Raw genomic sequence first — 18237 nt, 5'->3', positions numbered from 1 at the left:
ATGGCCGCGGGATATCTGGACATCCTCCGGACGCGGCACGCCGCCCGGCTGCTGGCCGGGACGCTGGTGGGGAGGCTGCCGAACGGCACCGCCCATATCGCGATCGTGCTGTTCACCAGGGCCGAGGGCGGCAGCTACACCCTGGCCGGCGCCCTCGCGGCGGCGTACGGCCTCGCCACGGCCGTGGGCCAGCCCCTGCTCGGCCGGGCCGTGGACCTCCACGGCCAGCCGCGTGTCCAGCTCCCCGCCGCGGTCGTCTCCGCGCTCGGCATGGCCGCGCTGGCCCTGCTGGGCCTCGGCTCGCTCCCGGCGGCGTACGCGGCGGTCGTCGTGGCCGGCGTCTTCACGCCACCGCTGGAGGGCGGGCTGCGCGCCCTGTGGCCGACGGTCCTCGGCCGGGAGGACCGGGTGCACCGGGCGTACGCCATGGACGCGGTGGCCCAGGAGGTCATGTTCACCGTCGGGCCGCTCCTGGTGACCGTCCTGGTGTCGCTCTGGTCGCCCGCCGCGGCCCTCCTGGTCATCAACGGCATCGGGGTCCTGGGGGCGCTGTCCGTCGTCCTGTCCGAGCCCTCCAGGACCTGGCGCTCGGCACCCCGCGAGGCGCACTGGCTCGGCGCCCTGCGCTCCCCGGGGCTGCTCGCCCTGCTCGGGGCCTTCTTCTTCGTCGGGCTCGCCCTCGGCTCGATCACCGTGGCCGGTGTGGCCTACGCCGACGATCACGGCCGGGAGTCCGTGTACGGCTGGCTGATGGCCGCGCTCGGCCTCGGCGCGCTGATCGGCGGCGCGGTCTACGGGGCGCGGCAGTGGGCCGGGGCGCCCGAACGGAGACTCCGGGTCATCGTCGCGCTCCTGGCTCTGGGCTACCTGCCGTTGACGCTGACGCCCGGGGTGCCCGCCATGACCGCGCTGGCGGCACTGGCCGGTGTGTTCCTCGCGCCCGCGATCGCCTGCTCGTTCATCGTCGTGGACCGGCACGCACCGCGGGGCACGGTGACCGAGGCCTTCTCCTGGCTCGTGACGACCTTCGGCGTGGGGGCGGCGGCCGGAACGGCGGTGGCGGGCCCGGCCGTCGAGCTCGGCGGGACGGCGTGGAGTTTCGCCGTGGCGGGGGCCGGTGGAGTGGCGGCGCTGCTGGTCCTGCTGGCCACCGGAAGGGTCCTCGCAGCTCCCGGGCGTATGCCCGCTGTTGTGGCCGGTTCGGAAAATGATCGAAACGGTGCTGCCGAACCCGGTTTCAGCTCAGGCCATAAGGCGTAATGTTCAGTCATGGACCGCCGCATTTTCGGGCTGGAGAACGAGTACGGCGTCACGTGCACGTTCAGGGGACAGCGCCGACTGTCACCTGACGAAGTGGCGCGCTACCTCTTCCGCCGTGTTGTGTCATGGGGCCGCAGCAGCAATGTCTTCCTGCGGAACGGCGCCCGCCTGTACCTCGACGTGGGATCGCATCCGGAATACGCGACACCCGAATGCGACAACGTGACCGAACTGGTCACGCACGACAAGGCCGGCGAGCGCATTCTCGAAGGACTGCTCGTCGACGCCGAACGCCGCCTGCACGAGGAGGGAATCGCGGGCGACGTCTATCTCTTCAAGAACAACACCGACTCGGCTGGAAACTCCTACGGATGCCATGAGAACTACCTCGTGGCCCGGCACGGAGAATTCTCCCGGCTCGCGGACATCCTCATTCCGTTCCTCGTCACCCGTCAGCTGATCTGCGGTGCCGGCAAGGTGCTGCAGACGCCGCGCGGCGCCGTGTACTGCGTCAGCCAGCGGGCCGAGCACATCTGGGAGGGCGTCAGCTCCGCGACGACGCGCTCCCGCCCGATCATCAACACCAGGGACGAACCCCACGCCGACGCGGAGCGGTACCGCCGCCTCCACGTCATCGTCGGTGACTCGAACATGTCCGAGACGACGATGCTCCTCAAGGTCGGCGCCACCGACCTGGTGCTGCGCATGATCGAGGCGGGCACGGTGATGCGCGACCTGACCCTGGAGAACCCGATCCGGGCCATCCGCGAGGTCAGCCACGACATCACGGGACAGCGCAAGGTCCGCCTCGCCAGCGGCCGGGAGGCCTCGGCCATCGAGGTCCAGCGGGAGTACTACGAGAAGGCGGTCGACTTCGTCGAGCGCCGCGGCATCCGCACCGGCACCGTGGACCAGGTCCTGGAGCTCTGGGGCCGCACCCTGGACGCCATCGAGGCCGAGGACCTTGACCGGATCGGCACCGAGATCGACTGGGTCATGAAGTACAAGCTCATCGAGCGGTACCGGGCCAAGCACAACATGACCATGTCGAACCCGAGGGTCGCTCAGATAGACCTCGCCTACCACGACATCCACCGGCGGCGCGGGCTCTACTACCTGCTGGAGCGCAAGGGGCAGGCCACCCGCATCTGCAACGACCTGAAGATCTTCGAGGGCAAGTCCGTGCCCCCGCAGACGACCAGGGCGCGGCTGCGCGGCGACTTCATCCGCCGGGCCCAGGAGCAGCGGCGGGACTTCACCGTCGACTGGGTGCACCTCAAGCTCAACGACCAGGCGCAGCGCACCGTGCTGTGCAAGGACCCCTTCCGTTCCGTCGACGACCGGGTGGAGAAGCTGATCGCCGGCATGTGATCCGGGACGTGCATGTCCCGCCCCGCACGCGACCGGGCCCCGTACGTTCCTCGTACGGGGCCCTTCGCTCGGCCTAGAGTGTCGGGGACCATTCACGTGTCGTCTGAGATCTGAGGAACCAGTGCGCCGACTTGCCGGCCTTCTCGTTGTCCCCCTACTGCTGCTGTCCGCAGTGGCATGCGGCGACGACAAGGCCTCCGACTCCGCCTCGTCCGAGAACGGCGTTCCCGCGATCACCGCGGGAGCGAAGTTCGGCGAGAAGCCCACCCTGTCGAAGGGCGAAGGTGACCCACCCAAGGAACTGAAGACCGAAGTCATCAGCGAGGGTGACGGCGCGAAGCTCAAGAACGGCGACGCGATCCAGGTGAACTACCTCGGGCAGGCCTGGGACTCCGCCAAGCCCTTCGACAACAGCTTCGACCGCGGGCAGCCCTTCGACCTGACGCTCGGAGCGGGCATGGTCATCCAGGGCTGGGACAAGGGCCTCGTGGGCCAGAAGGTCGGCAGCCGCGTCGAGCTGGTGATCCCGCCGGACCTCGGTTACGGCGAGCAGGGCCAGGGCGACATCAAGCCCAACGCCACCCTCGTCTTCGTCGTCGACATCGTGAAGGCCACGCAGATCCCGGCCTCCGCCGAGGGCACCGCCGTCGCGCAGGACAACATCGACCTGCCGAAGGTCGGCACCAAGACGGACGGCAAGGCCCCCACGGTCACGATCCCCAAGAGCGATCCGCCGAAGAAGCTGGTCTCCAACTACATCCTCGAGTCCAAGGGTGAGGTCATCAAGGAGACCGACAGCGTCGTCGTGAACTACGTGGGTCTGCTCTGGAAGGACAGCAAGGCCTTCGACAGCACGTACGAGGCCGGCAAGACCCAGACCTTCCCGCTCGCCCAGGTCACCCTCAAGGGCCTGAAGAACGGCCTGGTCGGCAAGAAGGTCGGCAGCCGTGTGCTGCTCGTGATCCCGCCCGACCAGGGCTTCGGTGACGAGGCGCAGCAGACCGTCCCCGCCAAGTCCACTCTCGTGTTCGCGGTGGACCTCCTGGCAAAGATGTAAGACTGTCCCGGTTGCACGTTCATCGGTAAGAGGAGCAGTTCAGTGAGCATCGACAAGCCCGAGATCGACTTCCCGGGTGGCGAGCCGCCGGCCGACCTGGAGATCAAGGAGATCTGGGAGGGCGACGGACCGGTGGCTCAGGCGGGCCAGACCGTCTCCGTGCACTACGTCGGCGTGGCGTTCTCCACCGGCGAGGAGTTCGACGCCTCGTGGAACCGCGGCACCCCGCTGCGGTTCCAGCTCGGTGCCGGCCAGGTCATCGCCGGCTGGGACCAGGGCGTCCAGGGCATGAAGGTCGGCGGCCGTCGCCAGCTGACCATCCCCGCGCACCTCGCCTACGGCGACCGCGGCGCCGGCGGCGGCTCCATCGCCCCGGGCGAGACGCTGATCTTCGTCTGCGACCTCGTCGGCGTCTGATCCGTCCGTCTACAGCAGTCAGGGCCCGTGCCGCAAGGCGCGGGCCCTCACTTTGGCCCGGACACCCCGGGGCGGTACGGTCGACGGTCACGGAGCACGTCGAGAAAGGGCGTCGATGGCGATTGCCAAGGCCGAACGGCTGATGAACCTGGCACTGTGTCTGCTGGGTACCCGGCGCCCGCTCAGCAAGCGCGAGCTCCGCGGGTCCATCGAGGCCTATCTGGAGGCGGGCTCCGACGAGTCCTTCAACCGGATGTTCGAGCGCGACAAGGACGATCTGCGCGAACTCGGCCTGGTCATCGAAACCGTGGAGAACCTCGACGGCGACACCGGCTACCTCGCGCGCCGCGACAGCAACCGGCTGCCCCCCATCACCCTGGACGCCGAGGAGGCCGCCGCCCTCGGGCTGGCCGCCAAGGTCTGGCAGCAGGCGAGGCTCGCCGGAGCCGCCAGCGGCGCCCTGCAGAAACTGCGCGCCGCCGGCATGCCCGAGGCCGAGGACGCCTACGAGGTGCACAGCGCCCTCGAACCCCGTATCCCGGTGCACGAGGCCGCCTTCGAACCGCTGATGCTCGCCTGCCGGGACCGCCGCCCGGTCACCTTCGACTACCGCAAGGGCAACGCCGCACGGCCCGAGCAGCGCCAGGTCGAACCCTGGACGCTCGAATGCTGGCGCGGCCACTGGTACCTCGCCGGCTGGGACCGCGACCGGGGCGCCGAGCGGGTCTTCAGGCTGTCCCGGATCTCGGGCCGCGTCCGCTCCCGCGCCGGCGCCTTCACCGCCCGGGTGCCCGACGCCGTCACCGTCCGTGAGACCGTCGAGAGCTGGGCGGGGGAGACCGCGACCAGGACCGCCCGCATCAGGCTCCGTGCCGGCTCCGGCTACCCGCTGCGCTCCCGCGCCATATCGGTACGGGAACTCGGTGACGGCTGGGACGAGTTGGAGATTCCGTACGGACACGGGCTGGACGCCTGGCTCGTGGAGTTCGGGCCTGACGTGATCGTCGGCGAACCGGCCGATCTGCGGGCCGATGTGATGGACCGGCTGCGCGCCGTGGCCAAGGACTGAGGGGGAGCCGCAACCGTGGCCACGAACGCGATCGACCAGACCCGGCGGATGCTCTCCCTGGTGACCTATCTCCGCGAGCGCCCCGGCGCACACGTGCAGGACGTGGCCCGGGCCTTCGGGATCACCGAGGACGAGCTGATCTCCGACCTCGACGTGCTGCCCATGTGCGGGACCAGCTTCCGAGGCGGGGACCTGCTGGACATCGACACCGACGGTGACCGGATCTGGTGGCACAACCCGGACGACGTCGCCGAGCCCCTGAGGCTCGCCGCCGACGAGGCGACCGCGCTGCTCGTCGCCGCCCGCGCCGTCGCCACCCTCCCCGGCCTGCGGGAGAGCGACCGGCAGGCACTGGTGCGGGCCACCGCGAAGCTGGAGACGGCGGCCGGCGAGGTGGGGGCCGCCAGCTCGCGGCTCTCGGTCACCTTCGAGTCCGAGGGCGGGGTCTTCGCCGATGTGGACCGGGCGATCTCCGAGCGGCGCAGACTCTGGCTGCGCTACTACTCGCCCGCCCGCGACGAGCTGACCGAGCGCGAGGTGGACCCGATCCGGCTCTTCGCCGTCGGGCACACCTATATGGAGGGCTGGTGCCGGCTCACCGAGGCCCGGCGCACGTTCCGGCTCGACCGGGTCGCCGAGATCAGGCTCCTCGACGCCCCGTCCGCCCCGCCCGAGCTGGAGCTGCGCGACCTCTCGGAAGGGCTGGTCCAGCCGGCGGCCGAGGACCCGGAGGTCGTGATCGAGGTCGGCCCCGGCGGCCGGTGGGTCGCCGAGTACTACCCGCACGACAGCGCGGAGGAGCTGCCCGACGGCGGGCTGCGGATCACGCTCCGCACCCCCGACCCGGCCTCCCTGCGCAGGCTCGCCCTGCGGCTGGGCGGCGAAGGCCGCATCACCGCACCCGAGGAACTGGCCGAGAGCGCCCGGCTGGCCGCGCGTGAGGCACTGGCCGCCTACGACGGCGCTCTCTGAGAGGCGGCCCCCGGTGCACCGAGGAGACAGACGTCACATGACCGCGATATCGAGCACCCGGACCGGGCCCGTTCCCGCCCCGGTGCCCGACGCCGTACGGTTCCGGGCCGCGTGCCCGGACTGCCGTGAGCGGTTCGAGCTCCCGTCGGCCGCGCTGCGCCTGGCGATAGGAGCCAGCCGGCGTACGACCTTCTACTCCTTCACCTGCCCCGCGTGCGGCTCCGCGGTCCGCAAGCCGGCCGGGGAGCGCATCATCGAACTCCTCAGCGGCGGAGGCGTGCGGACGCTGCGTCTGCACACCGCGCTGGGGTAACGAGACACCGAGGATCCGCACATGTTCTGGCCCATGCTCGCCATCGCCCTGGGATTCGCCGGCCTGGCCGTGCTCGGGGTGCTGGCCGTCAAGGTCTACGTCGAGGCACAGCGGCTCGCCGGTCAGGTCACCGAGACCACACGGCGGATCAACCGAGCGGCGGAGGATCTCGAACGAGCGGCGACCACCCTCTCCGATACCGGTGAGGCCCTGAGATAGCGGAGCGCGGCCTCCAGATTCACTGGTTCGGGGGGTACGCTGCTTGAGCGGCCCAGGCAGGGAGGTGTGGGCCGCAATCGGGAGTACGCACGGGCATTGCCTCGTGTTCACCCCTGCGGGTTACGATCGCTGCCAGCGCGAAGGTCGGACATGTGTCCGTTCGAACGGGCGGCGAGCCCACCCTCCAGACGCCTCAGTGAGAAGGAAGTCGCACATGATCGGCAATCTGAAGCCCCTCGAGATCGTTCTGATCATCGCTGTCATCCTGCTGCTCTTCGGTGCCAAGAAGCTTCCCGACATGGCGCGTTCGCTCGGCAAGTCGGCCCGCATCCTCAAGAGCGAGGCCAAGGCCATGAAGAAGGACGACGCGGAAGCCGCGGCGCCCACCACGGAGACCGTGGCGGACACCACCCCGCCCGCGACCACCGCGCGCACGATCCAGGCCGCCCCGGGAGACGTCACCAGCTCCCGCCCGGTCAGCGAGGCCAAGCCCACCACCCAGAGCTGACAGCTGATCCGCACCACCGGAAGCTGCCGCACGAGACGAGGGAAGTGGGTTGCTCAAGTCTGCCCGCAAGCAGGAGAAGGACGACGAGGGGCGGATGCCTCTCCTCGATCACCTGCGTGAGCTGCGCAACCGGCTGCTGAAGTCGGTCCTGGCGATCGTCGTCGCCGTGATCGTGGCAGCGTTCTTCCAGAAGGAAATCTTCGAGTTCCTGATGAAGCCGATCCTTGACTCGGTCGGCTGCAAGAACGGCGCCGTGACCATGGTCAACGGCCGGCCCTGCGCGGAGATGACCACCAACGGTCTGCTGTCGCCCTTCACCATCGCGTTGAAGGTGTCCCTGATGGCGGGCGTGCTGGTGGCCACGCCCGTGTGGCTGTACCAGCTGTGGGCGTTCGTCGCCCCGGGTCTGCACAAGCAGGAGAAGCGCTACTCGATGGCGTTCGTAGCGGCGGGCGTCCCGCTCTTCGTCGGCGGCGCCTACCTCGCATACTCGATCCTTCCGCAGACCGCCGAGATCATGCTCGGATTCACGCCGGACAACGTGAAGAACCTGCTGCCCCTCGACGACTTCCTGGACCTGATCACTCGCATGGTGATCGTCTTCGGGCTCGCCTTCGAGCTGCCGCTCCTGCTCATCTTGCTCAACATGACCGGCGTCCTCTCCGGAGTCAGGATGCTGCGCTGGTGGCGCGGCATGCTCGTCGGACTGACCGCCTTCGCCGCCATCGCCACTCCGGGCGGCGAGCCCATCTCGATGCTGCTGCTGGCGGGTCCGCTGGCCGTGCTGTACTTCATCGCGGTCGGTGTCTCCCTGCTCAACGACAAGCGCAGGAAGCGCTCCAACCCCGACGCCGAGCTCGACGACGACGAGGCGTCGCGGCTGGACCTCACCCCCGAGGCCGTCGGAGCGGTCGAACCGGTCTCCTCCCGCCCGGCCCTGCCCGAGCAGGCGGACGGCGGAGCGGACGGCGGGCGTTCCCACCGGCTCAACGGTTACGACGACATCACCTGACCTTGTAAGGTCCGGCGGGTGACCAGCGAGATCACCCTCTTCGTCAATCCCACCGCGGGAAGCGGCCGGGGCGCGCGTGCCGCGCAGCCGGCCGCTTCCGCATTGCGGGACGCGGGATTCTCCGTACGGACGGTGCTCGGCGAGGACGCCGACGACGCGCTGCGGCGCGCCCGGGAGGCGGTCGCGGGCGGGACCGGGGCACTGATAGCCGTGGGCGGGGACGGCATGATGTCCCTCGCCCTCCAGGCCGTCGCCGGGACCGGCACCCCGCTCGGCGCCGTGGCCGTCGGCACCGGCAACGACCTCGCCCGCGCCCTCGGGCTCCCTGTCCGTGATCCGGCCGCCGCCGGACGGTTCGCCGCCGAGGCGCTCAAGGCGGGCACGGCCCGCACGATCGACCTGGGCAGGGTCGGGGAGCGCTGGTTCGGCTCCGTGCTGGCATCCGGCTTCGACTCACGGGTCAACGACCGGGGGAACCGGATGCGCTGGGTCGGCGGACGCTTCAAGTACGACCTGGCCATCCTCGCCGAGCTGGCGGCGTTCAAGCCCGTCCCGTACCGCCTGCGGCTGGACGGCGGCCCGGTGCGCGAGATCGAGGCGACGCTGATCGCCGTCGGCAACGGGACCACCTACGGCGGCGGCATGCGGATCTGCGCCGACGCTCTCATGGACGACGGCCTCTTCGACGTGACCGTGGTCGGCGACTGCAGCAGGACCACCCTGCTCAAGGTCTTTCCGAAGGTGTACAGGGGCACGCACCTGGGGCACCCGAAGGTCACCGTGCACCGGGTCTCCTCGATCGAGCTGGCCGCCCCGGGGGTCACGGCCTACGCGGACGGCGAGCCGCTGGGCGCGCTGCCGCTCACCGCCACCTGCGTACCCGGTGCGGTCAGGGTCCTCGCACCCTGAGACACCGGGTCCGAGCCCTGGCACAGACGGTCCTTGCACCATGAATTAAAGATCGGGCTGACTGTCATACGAGGCGGGTAGGCTCGTATCAAGATGACAGAGGACCTCTCACCAGCTGAGCGATACCAGGCGTCCCGGGTCCGTGCGGCCGAGCGGGCCACGGCTCTCGCGCCCTTCCGCGACATGTACGAATTCGGGCTGGACCCGTTCCAGATCGAGGCATGCAAGGCCCTGGAGGCGGGCAAGGGGGTGCTGGTCGCCGCCCCCACCGGTTCGGGCAAGACGATCGTCGGCGAATTCGCCGTGCACCTGGCCCTGCTGCAGGGCCGCAAGTGCTTCTACACGACGCCGATCAAAGCCCTGTCCAACCAGAAGTTCACCGATCTCGTCCGGCGTTACGGCGCCGACAAGGTCGGTCTGCTGACCGGTGACAACAGCGTCAACGCGGACGCGCCGGTGGTCGTCATGACCACCGAGGTCCTGCGCAACATGCTGTACGCGGGCTCACAGTCGCTCACCGGCCTCGGCTATGTGGTCATGGACGAGGTGCACTACCTCTCCGACCGCTTCCGGGGCGCCGTGTGGGAGGAAGTGATCATCCACCTGCCGGAGTCGGTGACCCTGGTGTCCCTGTCGGCGACGGTGTCCAACGCCGAGGAGTTCGGCGACTGGCTGGACACCGTGCGCGGCGACACGCAGGTGATCGTCTCCGAGCACCGCCCCGTGCCGCTGTGGCAGCACGTCATGGCCGGGCGGCGGATGTACGACCTCTTCGAGGAGGAGACGGACCACGGCGGCCGGGGCACCGGCCGGCGGGAGGTCAGCCCGGACCTCGTGCGCCTCGCGCGGATGGAGAACCAGCGCGGTTACAACCCGCGCGAGCGCCGGCGCGGGAAGATGGTGCGCGAGGCGGACCGCGAGCGCGAGCGCCGTCAGCGCAGCCGGATCTGGACCCCCTCCCGGCCCGAGGTCATCGACCGCCTCGACGCCGAGGGGCTGCTGCCCGCCATCACCTTCATCTTCAGCCGGGCCGGCTGCCAGGCGGCCGTTCAGCAGTGCCTCCAGGCCGGGCTGCGGCTCAACGACGAGAGCAAGCGCAACCTGGTCCGGGAGATCGTCGAGGAGCGTACGGCGTCGATCCCGCCCGAGGACCTCCACGTCCTCGGCTACTACGAGTGGCTGGAGGGCCTGGAGCGGGGCATCGCCGCGCACCACGCCGGGATGCTGCCGACCTTCAAGGAGGTCGTGGAGGAGCTGTTCGTCCGGGGCCTGGTCAAGGCGGTCTTCGCGACCGAGACGCTGGCGCTCGGCATCAACATGCCCGCGCGTTCCGTGGTGCTGGAGAAGCTCGTCAAGTGGAACGGCGAGCAGCACGCCGACATCACCCCCGGCGAGTACACCCAGCTGACCGGGCGGGCGGGGCGCCGCGGCATCGACGTCGAGGGCCACGCGGTCGTCCTGTGGCAGCGGGGCATGGACCCCGGCGCGCTCGCCGGGCTCGCCGGTACGCGTACGTATCCGCTGCGGTCCAGCTTCCGCCCGTCGTACAACATGGCGGTCAACCTCGTGCAGCAGTTCGGCCGGCACCGGTCGCGCGAGCTGCTCGAGACCTCCTTCGCGCAGTTCCAGGCCGACCGGTCCGTCGTCGGGATCTCCCGCCAGGTCCAGCGCAACGAGGAAGGGCTCGCCGGTTACAAGGAGGGCATGACCTGCCACCTCGGGGACTTCGAGGAGTACGCGCGGCTGCGCCGCGACCTCAAGGACCGCGAGACGGACCTGGCCAAGCAGGGCGCGGCCCAGCGGCGCGCGGCAGCCGCCGCGTCCCTGGAGAAGCTGAAGCCCGGTGACGTCATCCACGTGCCCACCGGCAAGTTCGCCGGGCTCGCCCTGGTCCTCGACCCGGGGCTGCCCGCGGGCCGGACCAACGGCCACCGCGGGCTGGAGTACCACGACGGACCGCGCCCCCTGGTGCTCACCGCGGAGCGGCAGGTCAAGCGGCTGGCCGGCATCGACTTCCCGGTGCCGGTCGAGGCGCTGGAGCGGATGCGGGTGCCCAAGTCCTTCAACCCGCGCTCCCCGCAGTCCCGCCGTGACCTGGCGTCGGCCCTGCGGAGCAAGGCGGGCCACATCGACCCGGGACGCCACCGCAAGCAGCGGGCCGCGGCGGCCGACGACCGGGAGATCGCCCGGCTGCGCACGGAGCTGCGCGCCCATCCCTGCCATGGGTGCGACGAGCGCGAGGACCACGCCCGCTGGGCGGAGCGGTACCACCGGCTGCAGCGGGACACCCGTCAGCTGGAGAACCGCATCGAGGGCCGGACGAACACCATCGCCCGGACCTTCGACCGCATCGTCGCGCTCCTGACCGAGCTCGACTACCTGCGGGGCAACGAGGTCACCGACAACGGCAGGCGGCTGGCCCGGCTCTACGGCGAGCTCGACCTGCTGGCCAGCGAGTGCCTGCGCGAGCGCGTCTGGGAGGGGCTCAACCCCGCCGAGCTCGCGGCCTGTGTCTCCGCCCTGGTCTACGAGGCGCGCCAGGCGGACGACGCGGTGGCACCCAAGCTGCCCTCCGGGCCTGCGAAGGTCGCGATGGGCGAGATGGTCCGCATCTGGGGCAGGCTCGACGCCGTCGAGGAGGACTTCAAGATCAGCCAGACGGAAGGGGTCGGCCAGCGCGAACCCGACCTCGGCTTCGCCTGGGCGGTCTACATGTGGGCCTCGGGCCGGACGCTGGACGAGGTGCTCCGCGAGGCGGAGATGCCGGCCGGCGACTTCGTGCGGTGGTGCAAGCAGGTCATCGACGTGCTCGGCCAGATCGCGGCAGCCGCGCCCCGGGACGGGAGTTCCGTCGCGAAGAACGCCCACAAGGCCGTCGACGCGGTGCTGCGGGGTGTGGTCGCGTACAGCTCGGTGGGCTGAGCGGGGCCCCGGGGGACGAGGCGGGCCGACGAGTGGCCACAGGCGGAGTGTGCGCGCCTGTGGCCGCTCCGGTGTGTCCTCCCGTCAGGTCTTCTTGCGGTTCTTCATCGAAAGTCCCGCGCAGGCTGCCCCCAGCACGATCGCCAGACCACCGACGATCACGTTGTTGAGGATGACGCCCGTGTCCGGGCTCTGGCCCACGACCCAGGTCGACACGATCAGCCAGGCGCCCAGGGCGACGATGGCCATGCTCATTCCGGTCATCCGCTCGGGCATGGCGGTGAAGCAGAGTGCCAGGACGGCTATCGCGATACCGATGACCAGGTTGTGCGTCACCAGTGAGGGCTGGCTCGCGGTGAAGTGAAGCACCCACGGCGAGACGGCGCAGTACAGACCGAGCAGGAACACCGGCGCGTCCGCCATGGCCGTGGTCCGGCCGCCGCCGCTGATCACGCGGTCGTGGCGCGCACGCATCTCCTCGGCGTCGGGGTGCCCGGAGATGTCTCTTCCGGTGTGTCCGGAGACGTCTCGGGTCTTCCCGGAAACGTCCCTTCCGGTGTGCGAGAGGTTACTCATGAGGATGGTCTCCTTCGGACTTGCCGGAGCGACCGCAATGATGAAGTGCGGTCATCAGCTCTTGAGACCAGTGTGCTCTTATATGTCTCTTATGTGTAGTTCTTCTGGTGGCCTGATTCTGCGGATCCGTCGAGCCGGAGAGCCAGTACCTCCAGGTCCCCGGCCCGCAGCAGACGGCCCCCGTATCCCGGCAGCGGTACGTGCAGGAGACGCGTCCAGCGCTCCGGGACGGCACCGGCCCCGTACACCGCGCCGGCCAGCCCGCCGGTGACCGCCGCGACCGTGTCGGTGTCCCCGCCCACGTCCACGGCCGCCCCCAGGGCCTGTTCGAACCCGCCGGTCGTGCGCAGCGCCCACAGGGCCGTCCCGAGACACGGCCACACCGCGCCGTTGAACTCGGTGGCGTCGTCCGGATGCCAGTCCGGGGCCAGGACGACGGCCCAGCGGGCCCGGTGGTCCGCGTGGACGGCCGCCAGCGCGTCGTCGACGGCGGAGAGGGGATCGCCGCCCTCCAGCGCCACACGCACCAGTTCGTGGAAGACGGCCGTGCCCTCCCAGGCCGCCCGGTCGCCGTGCGTCAGGGCCGCGATCCGGCGCGCCGCGTCCATCGTCGCCGTCCGCCCCGCGCGGGCGAAGTACACCGCCGAGGTGGTGGCGCGCATCAGCGAACCGTTGCCCGCGGCGCGGGTGTTGACCTGGAAGTGGAGTGCGGCGGCAAGGTCCCAGGGATCGCCGCTCGTGAGCACGTCCTCGGTCTGCAGGCCGATGTCCTTCGGCTCGGCCGCCGCCCACCGGCGGAACCGGCCGAAGATGTCCGGGAGGTCCAGGCCGCCCCGCTCCAGCAGCGACTCCCCGACGAGGACGGCCATCTGCGTGTCGTCCGTCGCCTCGCCCGGATCCCAGCCGTTGCCCCCGCACATCGCGCCGATCCCGTCCGGGAACCTGGCGCCGTAGACGCCGGGGAGCCCGAACTCGAAGGGGGCGCCCAGGGCGTCACCGGCCGCGGACCCGACCACCGCGCCCACCGCACGAGCCCCGCGGTCCGTGCCGCTCCGGTCGGGTCGGAGAGCACGGTCCTCGGGGCTCGCGGGCGTCGTCATCCCGTCAGCGTACTGACGGCGGCACGACGGGTCAGGCGGCCGGCATCAGGACGGTGTCGACGATGTAGACCGTGGCATTGGCGGTCGGGACGTTGCCGCAGACGACCTTGGAGGAGTCGTTCACGGTGTACTCCTCGCCCGAACCCGCGGTCGTCAGCTTCGTCTTGGCCAGGGTGTCGAACGAGCCCTTCTCCAGCTGCGCCGGCGTCAGCCTCTCGCCGACCACGTGCGCGGTGAGCACCTTGGTGAGCTCCGCCTTGTTCGCGAGCAGCTTGTCCAGGTCGGCCTTCGGGATCTTGGCGAAGGCGTCGTTGGTGGGGGCGAACACCGTGATGTTCTCGGCGCTGTTCAGGGTGTCGACGAGGCCGGCCTGCTTGACGGCCGTCACCAGCGTGGAGAGCGCCGGGTTGTTCGACGCGGCCGTGGCGACGGGGTCCTGGGCCATGCCCGCGAAGGAGCCCGCGCCCTCCTTCGGCACGGACGCACAGCCCGGGCCGAACGGCTCGTCCATGGCCGCCGCGCTCTCGGTCTCCTTGGCCGGCGCGCTCGACGCGGCCTTGTCCGCGCCGGAGTCGGAGGAGGAACCGCCGGAGTCGGAGGAGCAGGCGGTCAGCGCGAGGGGCAGCAGGGCCGCGGCGGAGACGGTGACGGCGACACGGCGCAGGTGACGGGTGTTCATGGTGTGCTCCTGAGTGGATCGTTGTTCAACAGAGGGAAAGGAAAGAGAGATTCGGTGGGGCTGCGGTGGTCAGGCCACGTCGACCACCACCGAGTGCCATCCGGTCGCACCGTCGGGCACGGTGCCGACCCGTTTGCCGGTCTGTGTGGCGCCGGTGCGGTCCGTCGCGCGGACCTCGAGGGTGTGGTGGCCCCTCGTTGCGGGCCACTCCCACACCCACTGGCGCCAGGTGTCACGGCCGGTCCCCGCCGCGAGCTTCGCGGTGTGCCACGCCCCGCCGTCGACCCGGACCTCGACCCGGGCGATGCCCCGGTGCTGGGCCCAGGCGACACCGGCGACCGGCACGGTCCCCGCCCGCGGCGCGGCGAAGGGGCGGGGCGTGTCGATCCGTGACTGGGTCTTGACCGGAGCCTCGCGGGCCCAGTCGCGCTCGACCCAGTAGGCGTCGTACGCGTCGTACGTCGTGAGCTCGATGTCCTGGATCCACTTGCACGCCGAGACATAGCCGTAGAGGCCGGGGACGACCATGCGGACCGGGAAGCCGTGGTCGAACGGCAGGGGTTCGCCGTTCATGCCCACGGCGAGCAGCGCGTCGCGGCCGTCCATGACGTCCTCGGCCGGGGTGCCGATCGTCATCCCGTCCACGGAGCGCGACACGATCTGGTCCGCGGGCCCGCCCTTCGACGGAGGTTTCACGCCCGCCTCGCGCAGCAGATCGGCCAGACGTACGCCGATCCACCTGGCGTTGCCGATGTACGGACCGCCGACCTGGTTGGACACGCAGGTCAGCGTGATGTCGCGCTCGACGAGCTCGCGCCCGAGGAGGTCCTGGAAGGTGAGGGTGACCGGTCGCGCCACCCCCTTCCCGTGGATGCGCAGCCGCCACCGGTCCGCGTCGACACGCGGGACCACCAGGGCGGTGTCCACCCGGTAGAAGTCCTTGTTCGGGGTGGTGAAGGAGCTCAGGCCACGGATGTCCAGCTCCGCCCCGCCCGGCAGCGCGGGGGCGGGTGAGGCCGGCGCGGGGAGCACGACGTCACCCCGCGAGGCGGAGACCCCGGCCAGCCGGGATGCCTGGAGCCGTCGCCCCAGGAGTCCCGCACCGGCCGAGGCCGCCGCCGCTGCGGTCGCCGCCAGGACGAATCCGCGGCGGTCGAAGGCGCTCTGTTCCCCGCCGTCGCCCGTCTCCCCAGCCGCGGGAGGCGGAACGTCGACGGGGGCCAGCCGTCCGGTCAGGAGATACAGCACCCCTGCGGCCACCAGCGCGCCCACGACCGAGGGCAGTACGTCGGCCGGGCGGCCCTCGGGCCGCCCGGCCGCCGACACCGCCCCGACCACACCGAAGACCAGGACGGCCGCGGCGCCGCTCCACCGGTGCCGCAGCGCGAGAACCCCCACCGCCATGGCGAACGCCGCCAGGAGGACGAGGATCCCGAGCTGCAGGACCAGCTTGTCGGCGGTGCCGAAGCTCCGTACGGCGAAGTCCTTCACGGCCGGGGGAGTGCGGTCGATGACCGCCCCGCCCACGGCCGTGACGGGACCCGCCTCGGGACGCACGGCAGCCGCGACCAGTTCGGCGACGCACAGGGCGGTGAACCCGGCGATCAGACCGCCGAGCGCGGCGTACGACGCGCGCACCCAGCGGGATCGCCGGGGCCCGCCGCCCCCGTGTCTCAGCGAAACGTCCTGGTCTCTTGTCACGCCGGGAATTCGGCGCGGACCGCCCACCGGATTGGTCGTTCACCCGATCGAGGGAAGTCCGATCATCGGCCAATCCAAGGCGCCCGCTGTCTCGAATGACCTCTGAGGGGCACTGGGGAACGACCCCGGCCAGGCACGAACGACCGGAGGGAACACGGATGTCAGGGGAGCGGCGGCGCACAGCCGTAGTGGGCAGCGGGGTGGCGGGACTGACGGCCGCTCACGTCCTGGGGAAGGCGCACGACGTGACGCTCATCGAGGCGGACGAGCGCGCCGGCGGGCACGCGCACACCCACGACCTGACCTCGTCGGACGGCCGGACACACCGCGTCGACTCGGGGTTCATCGTGCACAACCGGCGGACGTACCCGCATCTGCTCCGGCTCTTCGGTGAACTCGGAGTGCCCACACAGGAGTCCGAGATGAGCATGTCCGTGCGCTGCGAGGGGTGCGGACTCGAGTACGCGGGCGCCCGCGGCGCCGCCGGGCTGTTCGCCCGGCCCGGCTCCGCCGTACGCGGCCCGTACCTGCGGATGCTGACCGAGGTGCCGCGGTTCCACCGGGCGGCCAGGGCGCTGCTCGCCATGCCGGAGGGGACCGGGGACATGACCCTGGGGGAGTTCGCGGCGCGCGGGCGGTTCTCCGCCTACTTCCGCGCGCATTTCCTGACCCCCATGGTCTCCGCCGTCTGGTCCTGCGACCCGGTGACCGCGACGCTCTACCCCGCCCGCTACCTCTTCCGGTTCCTCCAGCACCACGGGATGCTCTCGATCGGCGGCTCCCCGGTCTGGCGGACCGTCACCGGCGGGTCACGCGAGTACGTCGACCGCGTCGTCAAGCAGGCGCACTCCCTGCGGATGGCCACCCCGGTCAGGACGGTCCGCAGGCACAGCGACGGCGTGGAGATCGTCACCGAGGACGGCGCGACCGAGGAGTACGACGCGGTGGTCCTCGCCACCCGTCCCGGCGAGGCACTCCGGCTGCTCGCCGACCCGACCGACGAGGAGCGGCGCACGCTCGGGGCGTTCCGCTACACCCGCAACCCCACGCTCCTGCACACCGACACCACGCTGCTGCCCCGCAGCCGGGGCGCCGCCGCCTCCTGGAACTACCTGATGCCGTCCTGCGCCGCCGACGCCGACCGGGTCACCGTCAGCTACGACATGAACCGCCTCCAGCGGCTGGACGCCCCCGAACGGTTCGTCGTCACGCTGAACGGCGCCGACCGGGTCGACCCGGACTCCGTACGGGCCCGCATGGTGTACGAACACCCGGTGTTCACGCCGGAGTCGGTGGCCGCCCAGGCCCGGCTCCCCGCGCTCTCCGGGCCGGTCACCGCCTTCGCGGGCGCCTACCACGGCTGGGGGTTCCACGAGGACGGGTGCCGGTCCGGCGCCGAGGCCGCCGCCGCGCTGGGGGTGGCATGGTGAGCAGCGCCCTCTACCCGTGCACCATCACCCACGTGCGGACCGCGCCCCGCAGATACGCCCTGCGGCACCGCACCTATCTGTGGCTCATCGACCCGGACCGCCCGCCGCAGCTGCCCGTGCTCCTGCGCCCGCTGGCCGGCTTCGACGCCCGTGACCACTTCGGCGGTACGGCGCCCACCGTGCGGGCCGGGCTCGAACGGTTCCTCTCGGCCCGGGGCATCGACCTCGCCGGCGGCACCGTCACCATGCTCACCCAGGCCCGCGTCCTCGGACACGTCTTCAACCCGCTGACCGTCTACTGGTGCCACCGCCCCGACGGCAGCCCCCTCTGCGTGGTCGCCGAGGTGCACAACACCTACGGCGAACGCCACTGCTACCTGCTGCGCCCGGACGCCGGGGACCGGGCGGCGGCCGGCAAGGACTTCTACGTGTCGCCGTTCTTCCCCGTGGACGGCGACTACCGCATGCGGCTGCCGGAACCGGACGGACGGCTGAGCCTGACGGTCCATCTGGAGCGCCAGGACGCACGCCCGTTCACCGCGACCGTACGCGGCACCCGGCGCCCCGGCACCCCCGCCCAGCTGCTGCGGCTGTTCCTGCGCCACCCCTTCTCCACCGCGGTCGTGTCCGCAGCCATCCGCCTGCACGGCATCCGGCTGTTCCTGCGCCGGCTGCCCGTCCAGCCCCGCCCCCGTCACCAGCCCCAGGAAGGCATGCAGTGA

At 71.0% G+C, this 18237-nt stretch carries 18 protein-coding genes; 14 read left to right on the top strand and 4 right to left on the bottom strand.

The window, feature by feature from the left end:
- The 12 genes from ACWCQM_RS25805 (at position 1) to ACWCQM_RS25750 (ending at position 12029) form a co-directional block, all read left to right on the top strand.
- On the top strand, positions 1-1260 hold the full coding sequence (locus tag ACWCQM_RS25805; RefSeq protein WP_450917506.1) for an MFS transporter: 1260 nt from the start codon (positions 1-3) through the stop codon (positions 1258-1260).
- 9 nt (positions 1261-1269) lie between these two features.
- Positions 1270-2631 carry a Pup--protein ligase gene (gene pafA, locus ACWCQM_RS25800; RefSeq protein WP_073751411.1) on the top strand — a complete coding sequence of 454 codons (1362 nt, stop codon included), beginning with the start codon at positions 1270-1272 and terminating at the stop codon, positions 2629-2631.
- 121 nt (positions 2632-2752) lie between these two features.
- On the top strand, positions 2753-3688 hold the full coding sequence (locus ACWCQM_RS25795; RefSeq protein WP_267076674.1) for an FKBP-type peptidyl-prolyl cis-trans isomerase: 936 nt from the start codon (positions 2753-2755) through the stop codon (positions 3686-3688).
- 42 nt (positions 3689-3730) lie between these two features.
- Positions 3731-4105 carry an FKBP-type peptidyl-prolyl cis-trans isomerase gene (locus tag ACWCQM_RS25790; RefSeq protein WP_450917505.1) on the top strand — a complete coding sequence of 125 codons (375 nt, stop codon included), beginning with the start codon at positions 3731-3733 and terminating at the stop codon, positions 4103-4105.
- Between the two features lie 115 nt (positions 4106-4220).
- Entirely contained in the window at positions 4221-5174 is a 954-nt protein-coding gene (locus ACWCQM_RS25785) for a helix-turn-helix transcriptional regulator (protein WP_450917504.1), read from the top strand.
- A gap of 15 nt (positions 5175-5189) precedes the next feature.
- Positions 5190-6146 carry a helix-turn-helix transcriptional regulator gene (locus ACWCQM_RS25780; protein ID WP_073751415.1) on the top strand — a complete coding sequence of 319 codons (957 nt, stop codon included), beginning with the start codon at positions 5190-5192 and terminating at the stop codon, positions 6144-6146.
- Between the two features lie 37 nt (positions 6147-6183).
- Entirely contained in the window at positions 6184-6459 is a 276-nt protein-coding gene (locus ACWCQM_RS25775) for a hypothetical protein (protein WP_450917503.1), read from the top strand.
- A 21-nt stretch (positions 6460-6480) separates the two neighbouring features.
- Positions 6481-6678 carry a hypothetical protein gene (locus tag ACWCQM_RS25770; RefSeq protein ID WP_073751417.1) on the top strand — a complete coding sequence of 66 codons (198 nt, stop codon included), beginning with the start codon at positions 6481-6483 and terminating at the stop codon, positions 6676-6678.
- Positions 6679-6892: 214 nt separating this feature from the next.
- Complete coding sequence (tatA, locus tag ACWCQM_RS25765; RefSeq protein WP_450917502.1) at positions 6893-7186, top strand: Sec-independent protein translocase subunit TatA; 294 nt, start codon at positions 6893-6895, stop codon at positions 7184-7186.
- Between the two features lie 49 nt (positions 7187-7235).
- A complete protein-coding gene (gene tatC / locus ACWCQM_RS25760; protein WP_450917501.1) occupies positions 7236-8198 on the top strand; it encodes a twin-arginine translocase subunit TatC in 963 nt (320 codons plus the stop codon).
- Between the two features lie 18 nt (positions 8199-8216).
- Positions 8217-9107 carry a diacylglycerol kinase gene (locus tag ACWCQM_RS25755; RefSeq protein ID WP_450917500.1) on the top strand — a complete coding sequence of 297 codons (891 nt, stop codon included), beginning with the start codon at positions 8217-8219 and terminating at the stop codon, positions 9105-9107.
- 93 nt (positions 9108-9200) lie between these two features.
- On the top strand, positions 9201-12029 hold the full coding sequence (locus ACWCQM_RS25750; protein ID WP_450917499.1) for a DEAD/DEAH box helicase: 2829 nt from the start codon (positions 9201-9203) through the stop codon (positions 12027-12029).
- Between the two features lie 84 nt (positions 12030-12113).
- Here the strand turns inward: ACWCQM_RS25750 and ACWCQM_RS25745 are convergent, their stop codons facing one another.
- The 4 genes from ACWCQM_RS25745 to ACWCQM_RS25730 form a co-directional block, all read right to left on the bottom strand.
- Positions 12114-12605 (bottom strand): SPW repeat protein, encoded by a 492-nt coding sequence (locus tag ACWCQM_RS25745; RefSeq protein ID WP_450917498.1) that lies wholly within the window; start codon positions 12603-12605, stop codon positions 12114-12116.
- Between the two features lie 89 nt (positions 12606-12694).
- Positions 12695-13705 carry an ADP-ribosylglycohydrolase family protein gene (locus ACWCQM_RS25740; RefSeq protein WP_450917497.1) on the bottom strand — a complete coding sequence of 337 codons (1011 nt, stop codon included), beginning with the start codon at positions 13703-13705 and terminating at the stop codon, positions 12695-12697.
- A gap of 31 nt (positions 13706-13736) precedes the next feature.
- Positions 13737-14384, bottom strand: a complete 648-nt coding sequence (locus ACWCQM_RS25735; protein ID WP_450917496.1) for a fasciclin domain-containing protein — start codon at positions 14382-14384, stop codon at positions 13737-13739.
- Between the two features lie 69 nt (positions 14385-14453).
- Positions 14454-16022 (bottom strand): molybdopterin-dependent oxidoreductase, encoded by a 1569-nt coding sequence (locus ACWCQM_RS25730; protein WP_450917495.1) that lies wholly within the window; start codon positions 16020-16022, stop codon positions 14454-14456.
- Between the two features lie 221 nt (positions 16023-16243).
- Between ACWCQM_RS25730 and ACWCQM_RS25725 the strand changes: the two genes are divergently transcribed.
- A complete protein-coding gene (locus tag ACWCQM_RS25725) occupies positions 16244-17515 on the top strand; it encodes an NAD(P)/FAD-dependent oxidoreductase (protein ID WP_450917494.1) in 1272 nt (423 codons plus the stop codon).
- On the top strand, positions 17509-18237 hold the full coding sequence (locus ACWCQM_RS25720) for a DUF1365 domain-containing protein (protein WP_450917493.1): 729 nt from the start codon (positions 17509-17511) through the stop codon (positions 18235-18237). The genes ACWCQM_RS25725 and ACWCQM_RS25720 overlap by 7 nt, the downstream gene beginning before the upstream one ends.

This window comes from Streptomyces sp. NPDC002125, from assembly GCF_053593715.1.
This window is presented reverse-complemented; position numbering and strand designations above follow the sequence as displayed.

Coding starts and splice junctions, on each gene's coding strand:
- ACWCQM_RS25725 (WP_450917494.1), top strand. CDS start 16,244: ATGTCAGGGGAGCGGCGGCGCACAGCCGTAGTGGGCAGCGGGGTGGCG.
- pafA (WP_073751411.1), top strand. CDS start 1,270: ATGGACCGCCGCATTTTCGGGCTGGAGAACGAGTACGGCGTCACGTGC.
- ACWCQM_RS25770 (WP_073751417.1), top strand. CDS start 6,481: ATGTTCTGGCCCATGCTCGCCATCGCCCTGGGATTCGCCGGCCTGGCC.
- ACWCQM_RS25735 (WP_450917496.1), bottom strand. CDS start 14,384: ATGAACACCCGTCACCTGCGCCGTGTCGCCGTCACCGTCTCCGCCGCG.
- ACWCQM_RS25720 (WP_450917493.1), top strand. CDS start 17,509: ATGGTGAGCAGCGCCCTCTACCCGTGCACCATCACCCACGTGCGGACC.
- ACWCQM_RS25775 (WP_450917503.1), top strand. CDS start 6,184: ATGACCGCGATATCGAGCACCCGGACCGGGCCCGTTCCCGCCCCGGTG.
- ACWCQM_RS25745 (WP_450917498.1), bottom strand. CDS start 12,605: ATGAGTAACCTCTCGCACACCGGAAGGGACGTTTCCGGGAAGACCCGA.
- ACWCQM_RS25805 (WP_450917506.1), top strand. CDS start 1: ATGGCCGCGGGATATCTGGACATCCTCCGGACGCGGCACGCCGCCCGG.
- ACWCQM_RS25750 (WP_450917499.1), top strand. CDS start 9,201: ATGACAGAGGACCTCTCACCAGCTGAGCGATACCAGGCGTCCCGGGTC.
- tatA (WP_450917502.1), top strand. CDS start 6,893: ATGATCGGCAATCTGAAGCCCCTCGAGATCGTTCTGATCATCGCTGTC.
- ACWCQM_RS25740 (WP_450917497.1), bottom strand. CDS start 13,705: ATGACGACGCCCGCGAGCCCCGAGGACCGTGCTCTCCGACCCGACCGG.
- ACWCQM_RS25785 (WP_450917504.1), top strand. CDS start 4,221: ATGGCGATTGCCAAGGCCGAACGGCTGATGAACCTGGCACTGTGTCTG.